General features: G+C 39.9%; 19 protein-coding genes. 1 reads left to right on the forward strand and 18 read right to left on the reverse strand.

The window, feature by feature from the left end; all coding sequences use genetic code 11:
- Positions 1–69: 69 nt before the first annotated feature.
- Positions 70–1,620: an acyl-CoA carboxylase subunit beta gene (locus TR08_RS08840; RefSeq protein ID WP_045517484.1), complete on the reverse strand. Its 1,551-nt coding sequence runs from the start codon at positions 1,618–1,620 to the stop codon at positions 70–72.
- A 7-nt stretch (positions 1,621–1,627) separates the two neighbouring features.
- Complete coding sequence (gene mce / locus TR08_RS08845) at positions 1,628–2,032, reverse strand: methylmalonyl-CoA epimerase (RefSeq protein WP_045517486.1); 405 nt, start codon at positions 2,030–2,032, stop codon at positions 1,628–1,630.
- A gap of 162 nt (positions 2,033–2,194) precedes the next feature.
- Between mce and prli42 the strand changes: the two genes are divergently transcribed.
- On the forward strand, positions 2,195–2,290 hold the full coding sequence (gene prli42 / locus TR08_RS33565) for a stressosome-associated protein Prli42 (RefSeq protein WP_152597369.1): 96 nt from the start codon (positions 2,195–2,197) through the stop codon (positions 2,288–2,290).
- A gap of 51 nt (positions 2,291–2,341) precedes the next feature.
- Here the strand turns inward: prli42 and TR08_RS08850 are convergent, their stop codons facing one another.
- The 16 genes from TR08_RS08850 to yqiS form a co-directional block, all read right to left on the reverse strand.
- Positions 2,342–2,854, reverse strand: a complete 513-nt coding sequence (locus tag TR08_RS08850) for a L,D-transpeptidase (RefSeq protein WP_045517488.1) — start codon at positions 2,852–2,854, stop codon at positions 2,342–2,344.
- Positions 2,855–2,877: 23 nt separating this feature from the next.
- Positions 2,878–3,861 (reverse strand): aromatic acid exporter family protein, encoded by a 984-nt coding sequence (locus TR08_RS08855; RefSeq protein WP_045517490.1) that lies wholly within the window; start codon positions 3,859–3,861, stop codon positions 2,878–2,880.
- Positions 3,862–3,923: 62 nt separating this feature from the next.
- Complete coding sequence (locus TR08_RS08860) at positions 3,924–4,646, reverse strand: amino acid ABC transporter ATP-binding protein (protein WP_045517491.1); 723 nt, start codon at positions 4,644–4,646, stop codon at positions 3,924–3,926.
- The gene (locus TR08_RS08865; RefSeq protein ID WP_045517492.1) at positions 4,639–5,298 is read right to left on the reverse strand and encodes an amino acid ABC transporter permease; all 660 of its coding nucleotides are present in this window, start codon (positions 5,296–5,298) and stop codon (positions 4,639–4,641) included. The genes TR08_RS08860 and TR08_RS08865 overlap by 8 nt, the downstream gene beginning before the upstream one ends.
- Before the next feature lie 74 nt (positions 5,299–5,372).
- Positions 5,373–6,149: a transporter substrate-binding domain-containing protein gene (locus TR08_RS08870; RefSeq protein ID WP_045517493.1), complete on the reverse strand. Its 777-nt coding sequence runs from the start codon at positions 6,147–6,149 to the stop codon at positions 5,373–5,375.
- 218 nt (positions 6,150–6,367) lie between these two features.
- The gene (locus TR08_RS08875; RefSeq protein ID WP_045517495.1) at positions 6,368–6,805 is read right to left on the reverse strand and encodes a BrxA/BrxB family bacilliredoxin; all 438 of its coding nucleotides are present in this window, start codon (positions 6,803–6,805) and stop codon (positions 6,368–6,370) included.
- 114 nt (positions 6,806–6,919) lie between these two features.
- Entirely contained in the window at positions 6,920–8,044 is a 1,125-nt protein-coding gene (gene meaB / locus TR08_RS08880) for a methylmalonyl Co-A mutase-associated GTPase MeaB (protein WP_045517497.1), read from the reverse strand.
- On the reverse strand, positions 8,045–10,243 hold the full coding sequence (gene scpA / locus TR08_RS08885; RefSeq protein WP_045517498.1) for a methylmalonyl-CoA mutase: 2,199 nt from the start codon (positions 10,241–10,243) through the stop codon (positions 8,045–8,047).
- Positions 10,224–12,110, reverse strand: a complete 1,887-nt coding sequence (locus tag TR08_RS08890) for a methylmalonyl-CoA mutase subunit beta (RefSeq protein ID WP_045517500.1) — start codon at positions 12,108–12,110, stop codon at positions 10,224–10,226. Before TR08_RS08890 ends, scpA begins: the two co-directional genes overlap by 20 nt.
- Positions 12,111–12,227: 117 nt before the next feature.
- Positions 12,228–13,538, reverse strand: coding sequence for a dihydrolipoamide acetyltransferase family protein (locus tag TR08_RS08895; protein WP_045517502.1), 1,311 nt, complete (start codon positions 13,536–13,538; stop codon positions 12,228–12,230).
- A 15-nt stretch (positions 13,539–13,553) separates the two neighbouring features.
- Positions 13,554–14,537, reverse strand: a complete 984-nt coding sequence (locus tag TR08_RS08900) for an alpha-ketoacid dehydrogenase subunit beta (RefSeq protein WP_045517504.1) — start codon at positions 14,535–14,537, stop codon at positions 13,554–13,556.
- Positions 14,538–14,549: 12 nt separating this feature from the next.
- Positions 14,550–15,545: a thiamine pyrophosphate-dependent dehydrogenase E1 component subunit alpha gene (locus tag TR08_RS08905; RefSeq protein WP_045517506.1), complete on the reverse strand. Its 996-nt coding sequence runs from the start codon at positions 15,543–15,545 to the stop codon at positions 14,550–14,552.
- A gap of 32 nt (positions 15,546–15,577) precedes the next feature.
- Positions 15,578–16,999, reverse strand: coding sequence for a dihydrolipoyl dehydrogenase (lpdA, locus tag TR08_RS08910; RefSeq protein ID WP_045517508.1), 1,422 nt, complete (start codon positions 16,997–16,999; stop codon positions 15,578–15,580).
- A gap of 20 nt (positions 17,000–17,019) precedes the next feature.
- Entirely contained in the window at positions 17,020–18,123 is a 1,104-nt protein-coding gene (buk, locus tag TR08_RS08915) for a butyrate kinase (protein ID WP_045517510.1), read from the reverse strand.
- Positions 18,124–18,213: 90 nt separating this feature from the next.
- Complete coding sequence (bcd, locus tag TR08_RS08920; protein ID WP_045517512.1) at positions 18,214–19,308, reverse strand: branched-chain amino acid dehydrogenase; 1,095 nt, start codon at positions 19,306–19,308, stop codon at positions 18,214–18,216.
- Positions 19,309–19,346: 38 nt separating this feature from the next.
- The gene (gene yqiS, locus TR08_RS08925; RefSeq protein WP_045517859.1) at positions 19,347–20,255 is read right to left on the reverse strand and encodes a phosphate butyryltransferase; all 909 of its coding nucleotides are present in this window, start codon (positions 20,253–20,255) and stop codon (positions 19,347–19,349) included.
- Between the last annotated feature and the right edge of the window lie 22 nt (positions 20,256–20,277).

Genomic DNA, 20,277 nt, shown 5'->3' on the forward strand with positions numbered 1-20,277 from the left:
ATAACCCTCCGTTTTATGTACTCACTACTAGAGTATACTCCTTCATAAACCCGTCTTCAAATGATTGCATTAAAGTGGTATATTCCCGTGTTTCTTGAACGGTCTAGATTCTTTTTTATTTCGCAGCATTTCTAATGCTTGGATTATTTTAATTCTCGTTTCACGAGGGTCAATGACATCATCGACCATCCCTCTGCTCGCAGCCACATATGGATTTGCAAATTTTTCCCGATATTCTTCAATCTTTTGCTGCCTTACTTGTTCTGGATTTTCACTATTTTGAATTTCCTTAGCAAAAATGATATTAGCAGCTCCCTGTGGTCCCATTACGGCAATTTCAGCATTTGGCCATGCAAAAACTAAATCCGCACCAATAGACTTACTATTAAGGGCTACATATGCGCCTCCATAAGCTTTTCTTAAAATAACGGTCAGCTTCGGAACTGTCGCCTCTGAATAGGCATATAGAATCTTTGCCCCGTGACGGATAATACCTCCATGCTCCTGTTTTACTCCTGGGAAGAAGCCTGTTACATCCTCAAATGTTATAATCGGGATATTAAACGAATCACACGTACGAATAAATCTTGCTGCTTTATCAGAAGAATTAATGTCAAGCCCGCCCGCCATAACCTTTGGCTGATTACAAACAAGTCCTACCGTTTCACCCTTAATCCGTGCAAAGCCAACGACAATATTTTTCGCAAAGTTTTTTTGAATTTCCATAAAAGAATCCGCATCTGCTATTTGTTCGATTACCTTTCGAACATCATAAGGACGGACGGCATCGAATGGAATAACGTCCGTCAAGTCCGGACGATAATCATTTTCGTCTTCTACCGCAAGTCTTGGAGGCTTTTCTTCATTATTTTGTGGAAGATAGCTTAAAAGTTTTCGAACCTCTTCTAATACCTCCTGCTCGGAAACAGCCTCAAAATGCGCATTTCCACTAATACTATTATGAACATGCGCTCCGCCAAGGTCTTCAGCAGATATCTTCTCACCTGTTACAGTCTCAATAACTTTTGGACCTGTTATAAACATTTGACTCGTTTTTTCAACCATAAATACAAAGTCAGTTATTGCTGGTGAATAGACAGCACCACCTGCACAGGGACCCATAATGACGGATATCTGAGGAATCACTCCAGAATAAATGGCATTTCGATAAAAGATATGACCGTAACCATCTAGTGAAACAACACCTTCTTGAATTCGTGCACCTCCAGAATCATTTAGGCCCACAAACGGTGTACCGTTTTTAGCAGCTAAATCCATAACATTGGCGATTTTTTTGGCATGCATTTCCCCAAGTGCACCACCAAATACAGTAAAGTCTTGTGAAAATAAGTAGATCGGTCTGCCATTTACTTTCCCATAACCAGTTACAACACCATCTCCAGGGCCTTTCTGTTCATCGAGACCAAAGTCGTTGGTCCTGTGCTCAATAAATGGACTTAATTCCACGAATGACCCTTTATCGACCAAAAGTTCAATTCGTTCTCTTGCCGTTAATTTTCCCTTCTCATGCTGTTTCTCGATTCTTTCGTCACCGCCGCCAAGCTCTACTTCCCGCCGTTTATCATATAATTCATTTATTTTTTCATAGATGTCTAACATATACCTCTCATCCCTTCTTTTCGCATAGCTCGACCAATACACCTGCTGCTGACTTGGGATGCATGAAGGCAATATGTGCTCCTCCTGCACCAATCCTAGGTTCTTCATCAATCATACGAATCCCTTTTTCTTTCATTTCTATTATTCTTTCTTCAATAGAGTTAACGCCCAACGCTACATGGTGTATCCCCTCACCACGTTTTTCTATATATTTGGCAATGGCACTATCTTCTGAGGTTGGCTCAAGCAGCTCAAGTTTGGTTTCTCCTGCCTTTAGAAATGCCACTCTAACCTTTTGACTGTCAACTTCTTCAATCCCTAATAAAGGAAGCCTGAGGACCTCTGTATAAAAAGGCAGGGTGATCTCAAGAGATCGAACAGCAATTCCAATGTGGTCTACTTTTTTAATCATTTATACCCCTCTGTTTTTCATAATTTAAATTGTTTCGACAATTATCATATTCGCTAAAAAATTCATAATTCCTTCCCAAATTGAGATGTTGTTCCATTGTTCAATTGGGCTTTTCCCTGTAAAATATAAATAAAGCTATTTAATATAAAGGGGGAACCCAAATTGTCTAAGAAAAGAACAAGAAAAATTGTAGTATATTTAATGCTAATCGCTATGTTATCGTCAACTCTCTTAATCGGGATTGCTCAATTTATTTAATAAAAAACATAGAAAAAGGGACTGTTCCTAGAGAACGGTCCCTTTTTCTATTTATTGAATCGCCCCATTTTCTTTTGCGAGCTGCTCAAATGACTTATTTGTTGAAGTAACTAATATTTTTGTACCTAAAGGAATTAAGGGATATAAAGAGGAAATAACTTCATTCTGTGAACGAATACAGCCTTGTGACACATATCTTCCGATGGAGGCAGGCTGATTGGTTCCATGAATTCCGTAAGTTCGGCCATCTGTTTCCTCCGCATCAAAGCCAATCCATCTTGAACCAAGTGGATTATTTGGGTCACCTCCAGGAATATCCTTACGGCGATAATACGGGTCTTCAGCTTTTACCGTTATCGTAAATAAACCTTCTGGTGTTAACTCTTTCGTCTTACCTGTACCAACACTCACAACGGTTTGGACCTTGTTTTCATCAATCAATGCCAATTCATTTGTTGTTTTATTAACAATTACGAAAGGGTCACCAGAGAGAGGATTAGGTCCCAGGGGCCAAAGGGGTGAAATAAAAAAAGCAAACAGGATTGGCGAGAGTATCTTAAACATAAAATCCACCTGCCATTTTTTCCTTAGTTTGCTTCTATCTTTTTCAATTTATTCCATCTGGTTGTATTAAAGGTACTTTTAATGATGAGATATTCATTCATCTCTTTTACTAATTGAAGCAGTGCAGCACGCACCTCAAATTCTTCTCTTGTCTTAGGCAGCTCCATTTCTTCAAATTCCTTTTTCATCTCTTTTAATTTTTCAAGATAAATATGCGCCGTATTACCAGGTCGAATATTTTCGGATAATTCTTGGAGAAATTCAGCAATCATTTTTCCTTGTGGTAACGTCACAGTAAGTGAAGTTACAATCGGTAAAACCCGTTCTAGTATTTCAAATTGCTTTTCTCTCATTCTAAAGTAATAAAAATAGTCATTTTCTTCCCTTAACACGTGATTTTCTACATCTAGAAATGCAATTGATTTCGCCTCATCCAATACCTGTGCTGTTTCCGTAATTTCTTTACCAGACCAGTCACTGTCACCAGTTCTCAGATAATTTACCATTTCACAAAAAATCACTTTAAAATTGCCCTCAACTCTACTTTGATAATGCCTTAATTTTTTATCTACGCTTGGCATATAGACATTTATCAACAGCGCAACACCAATACCAGTGACAATAACACCGAGCTCATTAATAAAAAGATCTATCGTAATCTTGTTAGCCAAATATATATGTAAGATAATAACACTACTGGTAACGACTCCATCGGTTGCTTTAAGCATAACCACTGTCGGGATAAAGAATAACAGCATGACTCCAATGACGATTGGATGATAGGCAATCCCTTCAAAAAAAAGGGCAGAAAAGGGCATAACCAAAACACAGGCTAAAAATCGGTCCCAAGCTGTCCGTAAAGATCTTCTTTTCGTTACTTGAATACAAAGAATAGTTAGTATACCTGCTGAAGCAAAGTTATCTAGACCGAGCTGTTGGGCAATTAGAATGGAAATGGCCGTGCCTGCGGCTGTTTTCAATGTTCTGTAACCAATTCGAAATTTCATAGAAATCTCCCTTATAATAATAAAAAAGATGATCCATATAGACCATCTTTAGCTTATCCTTTTTAGAGCATTTTTTGCAAGAAATCTTGTGCACGCTTGCTTTTTGGGCTTGTGAAAAAGTCATGCGGTTTAGCGTCTTCTACTAGTACTCCTCCATCTAGGAAAAGTACACGGTCAGCCACTTCACGAGCAAAGCCCATTTCGTGCGTCACAATAGCCATTGTCATCCCAGTATGAGCGAGGGATTTCATTACTTCTAATACTTCCTTCACCATTTCTGGATCAAGTGCAGAGGTAGGCTCATCAAAAAGCATAACCTCTGGCTCCATTGCCAATGCTCTTGCAATCGCGACCCGCTGTTTTTGCCCGCCAGATAATCTGGTCGGATATTCATTAACTTTTTCCGATAAACCTACTCTTTCTAACAAATCAAAAGCAATCTTTTCTGCATCTGCCTTTGACAATCCTTTAACCTTTATTGGTGCATAGGTAAGATTCTGCAAAACGGTTTTATGCGGGAATAGATAAAAATGCTGAAATACCATTCCAACGTTTTGCCGCACCTTCATAATGTTAGTCTTTTTATCGGTAACATCCTGGTCACCCACATATATTCTTCCACTAGTTGGATTTTCAAGGAGATTCATACAACGCAGAAAGGTGGACTTCCCTGATCCTGAGGGTCCAATAATGGCGACAACTTCTCCTGCATCGATGGTTGTGGATATTCCCTTTAATACTTCAAGTTTTCCATAATTTTTATGCAAATTTTCCACCTTAATCACTGCGTCTCATTCTCCTTTCAACCGCTTTTCCTAGGAAGGTCAAAGTTACGACCATTAAGTAATAGATTAGACCGGCAATCAATAATGGTTCGAAGAATGAATAGTTTTCAGCCCCAACTTGATAAGACCGGCGCATTATATCCATTACTCCAATTGTGGTGACAATCGCAGATTCCTTCGTTAATGTGATAAATTCGTTCATTAATGCAGGAAGGATATTTTTAAGAGCCTGCGGCAGGATGATATCCCACATCATTTTCGTGTAGGGAACACCTAGGGCCATTGCGGCTTCTTGCTGTCCTTTATCAATTGCCTGAATCCCTGCTCTGATAATTTCTGAAATGTAAGCACCTGAATTCAGAGCAAAGGATAATATCGCAGCTGTGTATGGTTCAATTTGATACCCAATCAACTGTGGCGAACCATAATAGATTAACATCAGTTGTAAAACTAATGGCGTGCCACGAAAAATTGACGTATAAGCGTCCGCAAACCAGCCGAGAAATTTAAATTTGCTAATTTTAAACAACGAAAGAATAATACCTAAAGCAAATCCTAATATACCTGCCAAAATGACAATCTTAAGTGTAACAAGTATTCCCTCTAAAATGTATGGCATTGAAGGAATGAATTGTGCAAAATCTAAGTTCATTCATCTGCCGTCCTCTCTAAATAATGAAATTAGTAAGACGTTCAGAAGACTTTCTGAACGTCTTGGTTGTAGATTTAGTTTTCCCCACCAAACCACTTAACAATCAATTCTTGTAGTTCGCCATTTTCTTTCATTTTTTGAAGCTCTTGGTTAAATTTCTCTGTTAGATCGCTATCCTTTGGAAATGCAATCGCTGATCCTGCTTCTTCTGGGTCATCGCTGATTGTGAAGCTCGTTAAATCCGCTTCTTTATCAAGATATCCTTTAGCCACTGTGTCTTCAATAATGATAGCGTCAAAACGGCCGGCTTTCAATTCTTGAATCAGCTCTGGGATACGGTTACGATTTTCTACTTTTAAAGCTACAGTTTCATTAATTTCTTCTGCTTTACCTTCTTGAATAGAACCTAACTGAACGCCAACTGTTTTACCTTCTAAATCTTCTACTGTTGCAATTCCACTTTCTTTTTTAGAGATAACCATGTGCTGTGCTGTATAGTAGATATCACTGAAATCTACATTTTTCTTTCTTTTTTCGGTTGGAGTCATTCCCGCTAATACAAAGTCTGCTTGTCCAGATTTAAGTGACTGAATCAAACCGCCAAAATCCATATCTTTTACTTCAACTTCATAGCCAATTTTTCCAGCAATCGCTTTAGCTAAATCAACATCAAAACCAATAATGTCGTCACTTTTATCTGATTCAATATATTCAAACGGCGCATAATCGGCTGAGGTTGCCATCACTAATGTCTTTTTATCACCTGTATTAGAATCTTTAGTTTCACCACAGGCTGCGAGTAAGCCAACAGCTAAAATCATTATTAAAAATAAAACCATTACCTTTTTCATTTGTTTTCCTCCTATAATTTTCTGAAAATTGAAATTTACTTTTGAATATGACTTTTACTAACTTTATAGAGTTAAAGGCTTAATATTTATACAACGTAATGAATTTTAACACAGAGCAAAATAATTATGCAAGTATATTTATAAAAAATATTATTACTTTTGTAAAATAAAAAAAGAGCCAGCCTCCAGGAACGGAGATTAGCTCTTTGGGCAATTATTTAGAGTTCTTCGCAGTTTTCTTCGAATTCCTTCTGCAGCCTTGCCACTACTGTTGCTGGATCGTAGCCTTCAATTTGGTGTCTTTCAACCATTGTAACAATCTTGCCGTCTTTTAATAAGGCAAAGGAAGGTGAGGATGGTGGATAACCTGTAAAATAGCTGCGTGCTTTTTCTGTTGCTTCTTTATCCTGTCCTGCAAAAACCGTAACAAGATGGTCAGGACGTTTATCATAATGAAGGGCATGAGCTGCTGCTGGACGTGCAATACCGCCTGCACAACCACAAACTGAGTTGATCATTACTAAAGTAGTACCCTTTTGTTCAAGTGCTGCTTCGACCTCTTCAGGTGTCTTCAACTCTTGATAACCAGCTGACGCGATTTCTTTACGCGCTTGAGTCACAACATCATTCATGAAAAAATTGAAATCCATGCTCATACAATCACTCCTAATTTATGTCGATATAACTACATGATAACAGTAAAAATGTGTTTTTTTCAAATGAATAAGATTATTACCTGCAAAAGAAGACTGACAACTAATCGACAGCCGTTACTTTTTATCAGTTAGGAATGCATTAAACAGGATCTCCACTGCAGTGGCTGCTGTTTTTTCCCCTGCCATAACTTCATTTTCTAATTGGGGCAATTTAAGCTTCACGTCTGGATGGTGGAAAAAGCTATAATGAAGCTGATCGGTGATCAATGAATAAATCCAATCGCGCTGCTGCCCTTTACGTCTTTCTGCAAACACGCCCGAGGATTTACCTTTCTCTTCGAAATCCTTAATGACATCCCAAATCTCTTTAATCCCTTCCCCCATTAAAGAGGAACAGGTATAGGCCTTTGATGACCAACCTTTTGTAGCAGGCTGAAGAAAATGCAAGATACGGCTATACTCTTTTCTAGTCTGCTCCGCTTTCACTTTATTAGCTCCATCTGCTTTATGAACAAGGACAGTGTCTGCTAATTCCATAATCCCTTTCTTCATACCCTGCAATTCATCACCCGCACCTGTCAGGACAAGAAGCATGAAAAAGTCAACCATGTCTCGAATAATCACTTCGCTTTGCCCCACACCGACAGTTTCAATTAAAATCACATCAAAACCCGCAGCTTCGCAAATCAACATAGCTTCCCTAGTCTTTCGATGTACACCGCCTAACTTTCCAGCCGTTGGTGAAGGCCGGATAAAGGCCCTTGGATTTCGCGACAATTTCTCCATCCTCGTTTTATCGCCAAGTATACTACCGCCGGAAAGACTAGAGCTTGGATCTATCGCAAGTACTGCGACCCGAAGACCGAGATCACAAAGGAACATGCCAAATGCTTCGATAAAGGTACTTTTGCCAGCACCTGGGACTCCCGTAATTCCGATTCTAATTGATTTCCCACTGTTAGACAGGAGCTTTTGAAGGAGCTCCTGTGCCTTATGGAAATGCTGTTCAGCATTACTTTCAACTAGGGTAATGGCCCTGGCAAGCTGACCTCTATTCCCTGACAGCACCCCAGCAACTAACTCTTCAACCGAAGGTTCCTTAGACTGACGTTTACGATAGACAACGTCTTTTTCGATGATTGCAGACTGGGCTTCCTGCTCTTCCCCTTTTTTGATTACGGTTGAGAATTTTTCCGGTTCATTTGGGTCGCTCCATTCCGGTTTCCTATCCTCAGCCATCTATTTTCCCACTTCCTCATAGCCAAGCTGCTTATAAATTTCCTTAATAACCTTTTGAGCAGCAACTGGGATAATTGTTCCCGGGCCAAAGATAGCGGAAGCACCATTGTCATATAAAAATTGATAATCCTGCGCCGGGATAACGCCGCCGATTACCATTAAAATATCTTCACGACCAAGTTTTTTTAATTCAGCTGCAAGCTGTGGCAGTAATGTCTTATGTCCAGCAGCCAGTGAGCTCATACCAATGACATGAACGTCGTTTTCAACCGCTTGCATGGCCGTTTCTTCCGGAGTTTGGAACAATGGTCCGATATCGACATCAAAACCAAGGTCAGCGAAGGCCGTGGCGATGACCTTGGCACCGCGGTCATGTCCATCCTGCCCCATTTTCGCAATTAGAATCCTTGGTCTCCTGCCTTCGTTTTCAAGAAAATCATCTGTCATCGTTTTCACTACAGAAATTTCTTCTTCGTTTGTAAATGCCTTGCTGTACACTCCACTAATAGAACGAATCACGGCTTTATGTCTGCTGGCCACATTCTCAATCGCATCAGAAATTTCTCCTAAGGTTGCCCGCACTCTTGCCGCTTGAACAGCAAGCTCCAACAAGTTACTTTCACCTGTTTCTGCACCCTTCGCTAATGCAGCTAAAGCTTCTTCCACTTTTTTGTCATTGCGACCAGCCTTTAAGTTGGTTAACTTCTCGATTTGCTTCAAGCGGACTGCAGTATTATCAATATCTAAAATATCAATTGCTTCTTCTTTCTCAAGGCGATAGCGGTTAACTCCGATAATGGTTTCTTTGCCAGAATCTATTTGAGCTTGTCTTCTTGCTGCAGCCTCTTCGATTCTCATTTTGGGAAGTCCTGTTTCGATTGCTTTTGCCATGCCGCCAAGACTCTCAATCTCTTCAATATGCGTCCAAGCTCTATTCACCAATTCATCGGTCAGCTTTTCAACATAATAAGAGCCAGCCCATGGATCGATTACTTTGGTAATACCTGTTTCTTCTTGTAAAAATAATTGTGTATTCCGGGCAATTCGAGCTGAGAAATCTGTTGGCAGAGCAATCGCTTCGTCCAAAGCATTCGTATGGAGGGATTGTGTATGTCCCATAGCCGCAGCATGCGCTTCAAGCAAGGTCCGCATTACATTATTAAACGGATCTTGTTCGGTTAAACTCCAGCCAGACGTTTGGGAATGAGTTCTAAGCACCATAGATTTCTCATTTTTCGGTTCGAATGATTTCATCATTTTCGCCCATATTAAACGACCCGCCCGCATTTTGGCCACTTCCATAAAATAATTCATACCTACAGCCCAGAAAAAGGACAAACGAGGTGCAAATTTATCAACATCAATTCCTGCCTTGAGTCCTGTCCTAACATACTCCAACCCATCAGCAAGGGTATATGCCAATTCAAGATCAGCAGGAGCTCCAGCCTCTTGCATATGATAACCGGAAATACTGATACTATTAAACTTTGGCATATATTTGGACGTATACTCAAATATATCTGCAATGATTTTCATCGACATCTCAGGTGGATAGATATAGGTGTTACGGACCATATACTCTTTTAAAATATCATTTTGAATCGTTCCTGAAAGCTTTTCCTGGCTGATTCCCTGTTCTTCAGCCGTAACAATGAAAAAGGCAAGAATCGGCAGAACAGCACCGTTCATGGTCATTGAAACCGACATTTGATCCAAAGGAATTCCATCAAAAAGTGTCTTCATATCGAGAACAGAATCGATTGCAACCCCTGCTTTACCTACATCACCAACAACGCGCGGATGGTCAGAATCATAGCCCCGATGTGTAGCTAAATCAAAGGCAACGGATAAACCTTTTTGACCCATTGCTAAATTTCTGCGATAGAAAGCATTACTCTCCTCAGCAGTTGAAAATCCAGCATATTGTCTTACAGTCCAAGGGCGATTCACATACATCGTCGGATAGGGTCCTCGTGTATAGGGTGGAATGCCTGGCAGATCATCTAAATGCTTTATACCTCCACGATCTTCAGAAGTATAGAGTGGTTTCAATTGAATTTGTTCATTGGTTTCAAACAGTAATTCATCAATGGAGGAGTCAATTTCTTTTTCAACTTCATCCTGCCATTGCTCTTTTGTGATGAAGTCTTGCTCATCAAATAAGGGTATGTTTTGAAAATTAGGCTTTTGTGACTTCATCTAGCGCCACCTCCATTTCTGTAAGAATCGTTGAAAGAATTTCATAACAGTTACTATTTATATGAATAAACTGCTTTATCCCTTCATTTGTCCATTTTGTTTGCAGGTCTTTTTCAGGTAATCCCGCTAAGTAAAAAATTCGATCCGGAAAAACTGTATTTAGTGTTGAAAGAATTTCGTGTCCAAGGGATTCATATTGCTCATTACTGCCGCATAGACAGAAATACTTTGTTTCTTGACTTAAGACAAATTGTTTGGCAATTTCTAAAGAAGAAATCGAACCACTTTCGATTGATTCAATTCCCCCAGCAGCGAGGAACCCTCTCATGAAATCCAACCTTGGTTTGTATTGTTTAAGCTCACCCAGGCAAATCATACCAATTTGAGGTTTAGATCCTGATTTACTTTCAATCTTTCCGCTTATTTTACGCAGGTTTTCAAATGACTCTGATAATCTTGTGCTCTTCATCTTTTTAATTTTTATCGTATTAGTAAGATCGACATTAAAATAGTTATCAGATGTTTGTTCTCTGACCTGAGCAGCAGCTTCAGTAAGATTGGCATAGACATTCGACCCGACTATACTTTGTTTTCTCGTATAAATATCATTCTCCCGTTTTGTATGAACAGAAGATATTTCGATTTGTAACCAGTCTGATTTTAAGACTTCCAGCATGCCGCCTTTTGCTTCTATCTGCTGAAAATACTGCCACGCTTTTTCTGCAAGCTCTGTTGTTAATGCTTCTACATACCAAGAACCGCCGGCAGGATCGATAACTTTTTGTAGATAAGCTTCTTCCTTTAGAATGTTTTGTGTGTTTCTCGCAATTCGTTCAGCTAGTTTGGAACTTCCTGTTTCGTAATCAAATGGAGTTACATGGAGGTATTGAACTCCTCCAACCACAGCTGCAAACGCCTCATTTCCAGCACGAAGAATGTTTACATGAGGATCATAAATTGTTTTTGTAAACGAAGAAGTTTCTGCTGCAATCTGCATTCCCCTGTTCTTAGAATCAGCCCCATAAATTTGAGTAATTTTATTCCACAAAATACGTGCTGCACGCAATTTAGCCAGCTCCATAAAGAAATTACTGCCGATAGAGAATTGAAAAATCATTTTGTTAAGAATATCCTCGAGCTCCATACCATTATCAAGTAGTTGCTGAAGATAAAATGAACCGGTTGCTGCTGCTATTCCAAGCTCTTGAACAGCATTCGCCCCTCCTTGATGATAAGTCGAGGTATTGATTAACACCGTCTGTAATTTCGGTAACTTTTCGTTTACATTCTTAACATCCTCAATCCAACTATTTAAAAAATCTTCTGCAATATATCCTTCCTCAGCAAACAAGGAAATAGGGTCATTGCCGACATATCCAGTAAATTGATCAGCAGTTTCTTCTTGTTCTGCTAACACCTCTAGTATTGCGGACTGCAAGCCTTTACCGTTAACAGCAAACGGAGATGCAGCAGGTAAACCCCCTAGTATTTCTATTAGTGTCTTTTTGGATTTAAAAAGTGCATCTGAAACTTCAAAAGAAAGAGCTGTCTGTCCTTTTTCAGCACTCTCAAGAAGTTTTACTTTCAATTCTTCAACAGTTTGGTAAGAAATTCGCTGCGCTACCTTCCAGTTATTCGTGACATAACCTAATGAGTGAACCCCTCTGCGAAAATCTGAACCTCCTGGATAATCAGAAACGTTTTTTTGATCTTGTTGAGAATAAAGCGGTTTCAAAATGATGTTTTCATATGTACTGCTTTTTAAAGAATCAACACTTTTGCCTTTTAAAGTTATTTCGGCTTTTTCTTTCCAGTCCTCTTTTGATTTTAAAGGAAAAGATTGATTCCGTAGGTTGTCCAAACTCATAAACTCCCCCCAAATACATAATTTTCTTTAAATTTCCCGTTACTATCTATTTTAGGATACTATTGCCTATCAAGCAATGAAAATAACCGCTACCAGTACCGGCAGCGGTTATTTTAATTAATATATAGAAGTTGTTGATTTTGATGTGTTTTCTAGGATTTCTTTTACTCGTTGTAAGAATCGACCGCAAACAAGTCCGTCTAATACTCTGTGATCAAGTGACATACATAGATTTACCATATCACGGACAGCAATCATTCCATTATTCATCACGACAGGACGCTTGACAATTGATTCTACTTGAAGAATCGCTGCTTGTGGGTAGTTGATAATTCCCATTGATTGCACCGAGCCAAATGAGCCAGTATTATTGACCGTAAACGTTCCACCCTGCATATCTTCGGAGCGAAGTTTTCCTGTTCTTACTTTCACAGCAAGTTCAGATATTTCACGAGCAATTCCTTTAATGGTTTTCTCATCCGCATTCTTAATTACAGGTACGTACAATGCATCATCGGTTGCAACTGCAATCGAGATATTAATGTCTTTCTTTTGGATAATCTTATCTCCAGCCCACATGGAATTAACCTGTGGGAATTCCTTTAAAGCTTGCGCAACAGCTTTTACAAAAAAGGCAAAGAAAGTTAGATTGAAGCCTTCTTTTTTCTTAAACTCATCCTTCAAGAAATTGCGGTACTCCACAAGATTAGTTGCATCGACTTCAATCATGGTCCATGCATGCGGTGCTTCGTGCTTGCTGCGGAGCATGTTCGCCGCAATCGCTTTGCGGATTCCTGTTACAGGTATTTCGATATCACCTGCAGCAACAGGGATATTCGGAGCAGAAACTGTTTGTTTCGGAGCCGCAGCTGGCTGAGCTGAAACAGCTGGTACAGTTTCTTGTGCTGTCGTAGGTTGAACCTCTGCCTGTTTAGTTGCTTCTACCCTCGCACTTGCAGCTGGGATATTCCCTGATTCAATCAATTTTAGCAGGTCTTTACGTGTAATCCGTCCGCCTGCACCGGTGCCTGTCACCTGAGCTAAATCAATACCATTTTCTTGAGAAATCTTTAAAACGGCAGGCGAATAACGGGCTTTGTTACCTTGATCAGTTTGTTGAGCAACAGCAACTGTCTCAGATACTTCTGTTTTTTGCTCACTAACTTCGGTTTTTTCAGCATTACTTCCTTCGATTTCAATGGTACAAATGATTTCACCGACGGCAAGTGTGTCTCCATCTTCCGCAACTAGCTCTTTAATTGTACCTGTGAAGGAAGAAGGAACTTCTGCATTTACTTTATCTGTCATTACTTCAGCCAAAGGATCGTATTTATTTACTTTATCTCCGACAGAAACAAGCCACTTTGAGATTGTCCCTTCAGTTACACTTTCCCCTAACTGAGGCATTTTAATTTGTTCAATAACCAAGTTTCCAACCTCCTATTAATATTCCGCTAATTCTCGCATTGCTTTTTCAACTTTATCTGGATTAACCATAAAGAACTTCTCCATTGTTGGTGCATATGGCATAGCAGGTACATCTGGTCCAGCTAGGCGCATAATTGGAGCATCTAAATCAAATAAGCAATTTTCAGCAATGATGGCAGAAACTTCACTAATAATGCTGCCTTCTTTATTATCTTCTGTAATTAGTAATACTTTACCAGTTTTAGAAGCTGCTTCAATAATTGCTTCTTTATCTAAAGGATAAACCGTTCTTAGATCAAGAATATGTGCGGAAATTCCATCTTTCGCTAATTTTTCAGCTGCCTGAAGGGCAAAATGAACACAAAGACCATACGTAATGACAGTAATGTCTTCACCCTCACGCTTTACATCTGCTTTTCCAATAGGCAATGTGTAATCGTCAGTTGGTACTTCTCCTTTGATTAAACGGTATGCCCGCTTATGCTCAAAGAATAATACTGGATCATTGTCACGAATGGCTGCTTTTAATAGCCCCTTCACATCATATGGGGTTGAAGGCATGACAATTTTCAAACCTGGTGTATTCGCAAATACCGCCTCAACAGATTGGGAATGATAAAGTGCCCCGTGAACTCCGCCGCCATATGGTGCACGGATAACCATTGGACAGCTCCAGTCGTTATTTGAGCGATAACGAATCTTGGCCGCTTCTGAAATAATTTGATTCACAGCAGGCATAATAAAATCAGCAAATTGCATTTCAGCAATCGGTCTCATTCCATACATAGCAGCACCGATTCCTACCCCGGCAATCGCAGATTCAGCAAGTGGTGTATCAATTACACGCTCTTCACCAAATTGTTCGTATAAGCCTTGAGTGGCTTTAAAAACCCCGCCTTTTACCCCAACATCCTCTCCAAGAACAAAAACCTTTGGATCTCGTTCCATTTCTTCCCGAATGGCCATTGTGACCGCATCAATATAAGAAATTACTGCCATTTTACATCCCCCTTACTTATCCGCATAAACGTATTTCAGCGCGTGTTCAGGTGCTGCATACGGTGCATTTTCAGCATAATCAGTAGCTTCATTCACTTGTTTCATTACTCGATCGTTGATTTCTTTTTCCAACTCATCATTCATCACACCTGTTTCTTTTAAATAGGCGCCAAAGGTAATGATGGGATCTTTCGTTTTCGCTTTTGCCACTTCATCAAGGGCTCGGTACGAACGGTCATCATCATCAGAAGAGTGAGGTGTCAGTCGGTATGAAATAGTTTCAATTAAGGAAGGTCCTTCTCCGCGGCGTCCACGGTCTGCTGCATCCTTGACCACTTTATAAACTTCTAAAGGATCGTTTCCATCAACAGTAAATCCTGGCATACCGTAACCTATTGCACGATCAGAAACTTTTTCACATCCCAATTGTTTCTCAATTGGAACAGAAATCGCATATTTATTATTTTCACACATGAATATGACTGGTAATTTATGAACTCCGGCAAAGTTAGCTCCTTCATGGAAATCTCCTTGGTTTGAGGACCCTTCACCAAAGGTTACGAAGGTCACGAGATCCTTCCTTTCCATTTTCCCTGCTAACGCTACGCCGACAGCATGTGGAACCTGGGTTGTTACTGGAGATGAACCTGTAACAATGCGATTGCTCTTTTGCCCAAAGTGCCCAGGCATTTGCCGGCCGCCTGAGTTTGGATCCTCAGCTTTCGCAAAACCAGATAGCATAAGTTCCTTAGGTGTCATTCCAAAAGTTAAAACAACACCCATATCACGGTAATAAGGGAGAACATAATCTTTTTCCTTATCGAGTGCAAAAGCGGCCCCTACTTGTGCAGCTTCTTGTCCTTGACATGAAATAACAAATGGTATCTTTCCAGCACGATTCAATAGCCACATCCGTTCATCAATCCGGCGGGCTAAAAGCATAGTTTCATACATTTCCAAAACCTTTTCATCACTTAAACCTAATGCATGATGACGATTTTCTGTCATATTTTAAACCTCCCGTTCGCATAAAAAATTAATTAAGAATGGATTGCCCTGCCATCTACTGCAAGTGCAGCTTCCCCAATCGCTTCTGATAGCGTTGGATGTGGATGAATCGTATGAGCAATTTCCCATGGTGTTGCATCCAATACCATTGCCAATCCTGCCTCTGTAATCATGTCAGTCACATGCGGACCAATCATATGCACCCCTAGAATATCATTGGTCTCTTCATCAGCAACAATCTTGACAAAACCATCGGATTCTCCAAATACAAGGGCCTTCCCGATTGCTCGGAATGAAAATTTACCCACTTTTACATTATGGCCTTTTTCTTTTGCCTGTTCTTCAGTAATCCCAACACTAGAAACCTCAGGATTGCTATATATACATCTAGAAACTAGATTGTAATTAAGCTCGGAAGGATCCTTCCTAGCAATATGTTCAACTGCAATTATTCCTTCATGGGAGGCTACATGTGCCAACTGCAGACCGCCAATCACATCACCAATTGCGTAAATATGAGATTCCTTCGTTTGGTAAAATTCATTGGTAACGATAAAGCCCTTTTCAACCTGGATTTCTGTATTTTCCAATCCAATTCCTTCAACATTTGCTTGACGTCCAACAGAAACAAGGAGTTTTTCCGCCTTAAATTCTTTCTTGCCAGCCTTTACTTCAGCCGAAATGGTGACACCATCACCTTTTACTAGTGTTTCAGGAAGGACCTTTGCTCCTGTTACTAGCTTAATTCCCTTTTTCTTCATGAGGCGTTGCATTTCTTTAGAAATCTCGTGGTCTTCAGTTGGAATAATGCGATCCGCATATTCGATAACCGTCACATCGACCCCAAAATCCGAAAGCATTGATGCCCATTCAATTCCAATAACACCACCTCCAACAATAATGATGGAAGCTGGTAAGTTCTCAATTTCCAACGCTTCGTCAGAAGTGATGACAAATTCTCCATCAATTTCAAGTCCAGGAAGCGTTCTTGGTCTCGAACCTGTCGCAATGACAACATTTTTCGGAATGAGCATTTCATTTTCTTCGCCATTATTCATTTCAACCGAAATCGTTCCAGGCATAGGTGAAAAAATCGAAGGTCCTAAAATCCTTCCCAGCCCCTCATAAACGTCAATTTTTCCTTGCTTCATGAGATGTTGTACACCTTTATGAAGTTGATCAATAATTTTATTTTTTCTTTCCTGTACTTTGCCAAAGTTATAGGATACTTCACTTGTAATGACACCAAAATCTTCGCTATGCTTAGCAGTCGAATAAACCTCAGCACTTCTGAGAAGAGCTTTACTTGGGATACATCCTTTATGAAGACAAGTTCCTCCCAATTTCCCTTTTTCTACTATCGCTGTTTTTAAGCCAAGCTGAGAGGCACGTATGGCTGCTACATAACCGCCGGTACCACCGCCAAGAATGACTAAATCGTATTCTTGTGACACTGCTTTTCCTCCCCAATTCGTTAGATTTTTGCTGTTTTGAACGTACCAGGATACTCTTTTACTTTTTCCTCACCACGTAAAACTCTTAGTGCACCTTCAGCTAATGCTTGAAGTTCATTTTCACCTGGATGGACTATCGTATCTGCAATCCAATTTATTCTATCGGTGATGGATTTCACAAAACCTTTACCATAAGCAAGACCGCCAGTTAGCACAATGGCGTCCACTTTTCCTGATAGGACTGCACTGGCTGCTCCTATTTCCTTAGCAACCTGATAAGCCATAGCTTCGTAAATTAAAGCCGCCTGTTCATCACCTGCTTCAATTCTCTTTTCAACTTCCACAGCATCGTTGGTCCCAAGATAACCAACAAGCCCCCCTTGTCCAACAAGTTTTTTCATTATTTCATCGCGGTAGTACTGACCTGAATAGCAAAGAGCCACTAAATCCCCAACCGGAACAGTCCCTGCACGTTCAGGGCTAAAAGGACCATCACCATGGAGCCCATTGTTTACATCAATGACTTTTCCTTGCTTATGTACCCCAACGGTAATCCCACCGCCCATATGGGTTACAATAAGATTCAAATCGGTATATTTTTTCCCTAATTCCTTTGCGGCCCGTCGAGCAACCGCTTTTTGATTTAAAGCATGAAAAATACTTACTCTCTCAATTAAAGAAAATCCAGAAATTCTTGCAATCGGTTCAAGCTCATCGACAACAACGGGGTCGACGATAAAGGAAGGAATATTTAAACCTGAAGCAATTTCGTAAGCAATAATACCACCTAGATTTGAAGCATGCTGCCCGGCAAAACCAGTACGCAAATCTTCAAGCATGGTTTCATTGACAGTATAGGTACCACCTTCGATTGGCCGAAGCAAACCGCCGCGACCACAAACAGCACTCAGCTTGGATATATTAATTCCTTCATTATCCAGTGTTTCCAAGATGGTATTCTTTCTAAATTCATATTGATCGATAATATTGGCATATGAATTAATCAATTCTGAATCATGACGGATTGTTTTTTCTAAAATTGAAATTTCATTATCGAAGACCCCGATCTTAGTTGAAGTGGAACCTGGGTTGATGACGAGCATTCGATATTCTTTATCAGGCAACGTATTAGACCTCCATTTTTTTACATTTCACATCTATTAAAGGGGAAAAGACGCTGAATTACTCATTCAGCGCTCTGACCTTACTATTTTTTAACGACGGCTTAGAATATGATGACCATTTTGGAGAAATTGACTGCGAGAGTTACGCATTTTTTCAATTCTTTCTTCAGCCATTCTGTCTGCAGCAACATAAGTTGGAATACCGTCACGCTTAGAAATTTCAATTACCTTTTGGATACTTGCATAAATTTGATCAACCTTTTTCATTGCTCGTTCATGGTTATAACCATAAAGTTCATCTGCAACATTAATTACACCGCCAGCGTTTATTACATAATCCGGAGCATAAACAATACCCATTTCATGGATAATATCACCGTGACGTGTATCTTTTAATTGGTTATTTGCAGAACCAGCGATAACCTTTGCTTTAAGTTGTGGAATGGTATCGTCATTAATCGTTGCACCAAGGGCACATGGAGCATAAATATCACATTCAACACCATAAATTTCATTTGGATCTACCGCACGTGCACCAAAATCCTCGACTGCACGCTGAACAGCTTCCTTGTTAATATCCGTCACAATTAATTGCGCACCCTCTTCATGCAAGTATTGACAAAGAGTATATGCAACATTCCCAACACCTTGAATTGCAACTACTTTTCCTTCAAGGGAATCTGAACCAAAAGCTTCTTTAGCGGCTGCCTTCATTCCAACATATACACCATAAGCTGTAACTGGGGAGGGATTACCAGATGAACCAAATGCTGGTGAAATACCAGTTACATAGTCTGTTTCCTCATGAATTAAATCCATATCTGCAACTGTTGTTCCAACATCCTCAGCAGTAATATATCTTCCATTTAGCCCTTGAATGTAACGACCAAAAGCACGGAACAATTCTTCACTCTTATCCTTACGTGGGTCACCAATGATAACTGTTTTACCACCGCCAAGATTTAGCCCAGCTGCTGCGTTTTTATAAGTCATTCCTTTTGCTAAACGTAATGCATCGATGATGGCAGCTTCTTCTGATTCATATGTCCACATACGGGTACCGCCTAAGGCTGGACCTAGTGTTGTATCATGTATAGCAATAATTGCTTTTAGTCCTGATTGTTTATCTTGGCAAAATACAACTTGCTCGTAATCATATTGTTCTAAGTACTTAAAAATTTCCACGATAAAATCCTCCTCTAATTTAAAAGCTAGACTAAATTCTATTTGGTGACAGAGCAGATGGCGAGTGCAAGTGAATATAGCTTACTTTCCGCCGAATCAGCTCTAGAGGTTAATACGATGGGAGCTTTTGCGCCAGCAATAACAGCCCCTACTTTTGCTTTTGCAAAATAAATTAATGATTTATATAAGACGTTTCCAACCTCAATGGTGGGAACTAATAAAATATCAGCTCTTCCCGCTACTTCACTCTGAATCCCTTTGTGTTCAGCAGCTAAAGCAGAAACGGCATTATCTAATGCTAATGGACCATCTACAATACAGCCAGTTATTTGCCCTCGTTTATTCATAACACTTAATGCAGCAGCGTCAATAGTCGCTTGCATTGCTGGATTTACTACTTCAACTGCGGCTATAGGAGCAACTTTAGGATATTCTATTCCGATTGCCCTTGCAAGGGAGGCAGCATTTTTTATCATTTGAGCTTTTTGCTCTAAATCAGGGGCAATATTCATCCCTGCGTCTGTAACAATGGTAAACCGATTGTAATCTGGAATCTCAAAGACAGCCACGTGTGATAGAACATTTCCCGTCCTAAGACCGTATTCTTTATTTAAAACTGCTTTTAAAAGAGCACTCGTGGGGATATTTCCTTTCATTAATACGGATGCTTCCTTATTGGATACAGCCCTAACTGCTAGTTCTGCAGCCATCACACTTGAATCTGCATGAACAACAGAAAGTTTTTTGTTACTTTTTTGCTGGTCTTTGTGATTAACATTCAATATCATATTAATTTTTTCTTTATCACCGAATAATATAAAATTAGCAAGATCTCGACTTAATGCCTCGATAACAGCTTCGATGACTTCTTCATCTTCTGCCACCGCAACAGCTACCGTGTTACCATTCAGCTGGGTTGCTTTGTTCATTAGTGATTCAAGCAACAAGTTGTCATCAACCCTTTCTCTC

Source organism: Neobacillus niacini (assembly GCF_000759675.1).
GTDB lineage: Bacteria > Bacillota > Bacilli > Bacillales > Cytobacillaceae > Neobacillus > Neobacillus niacini_A.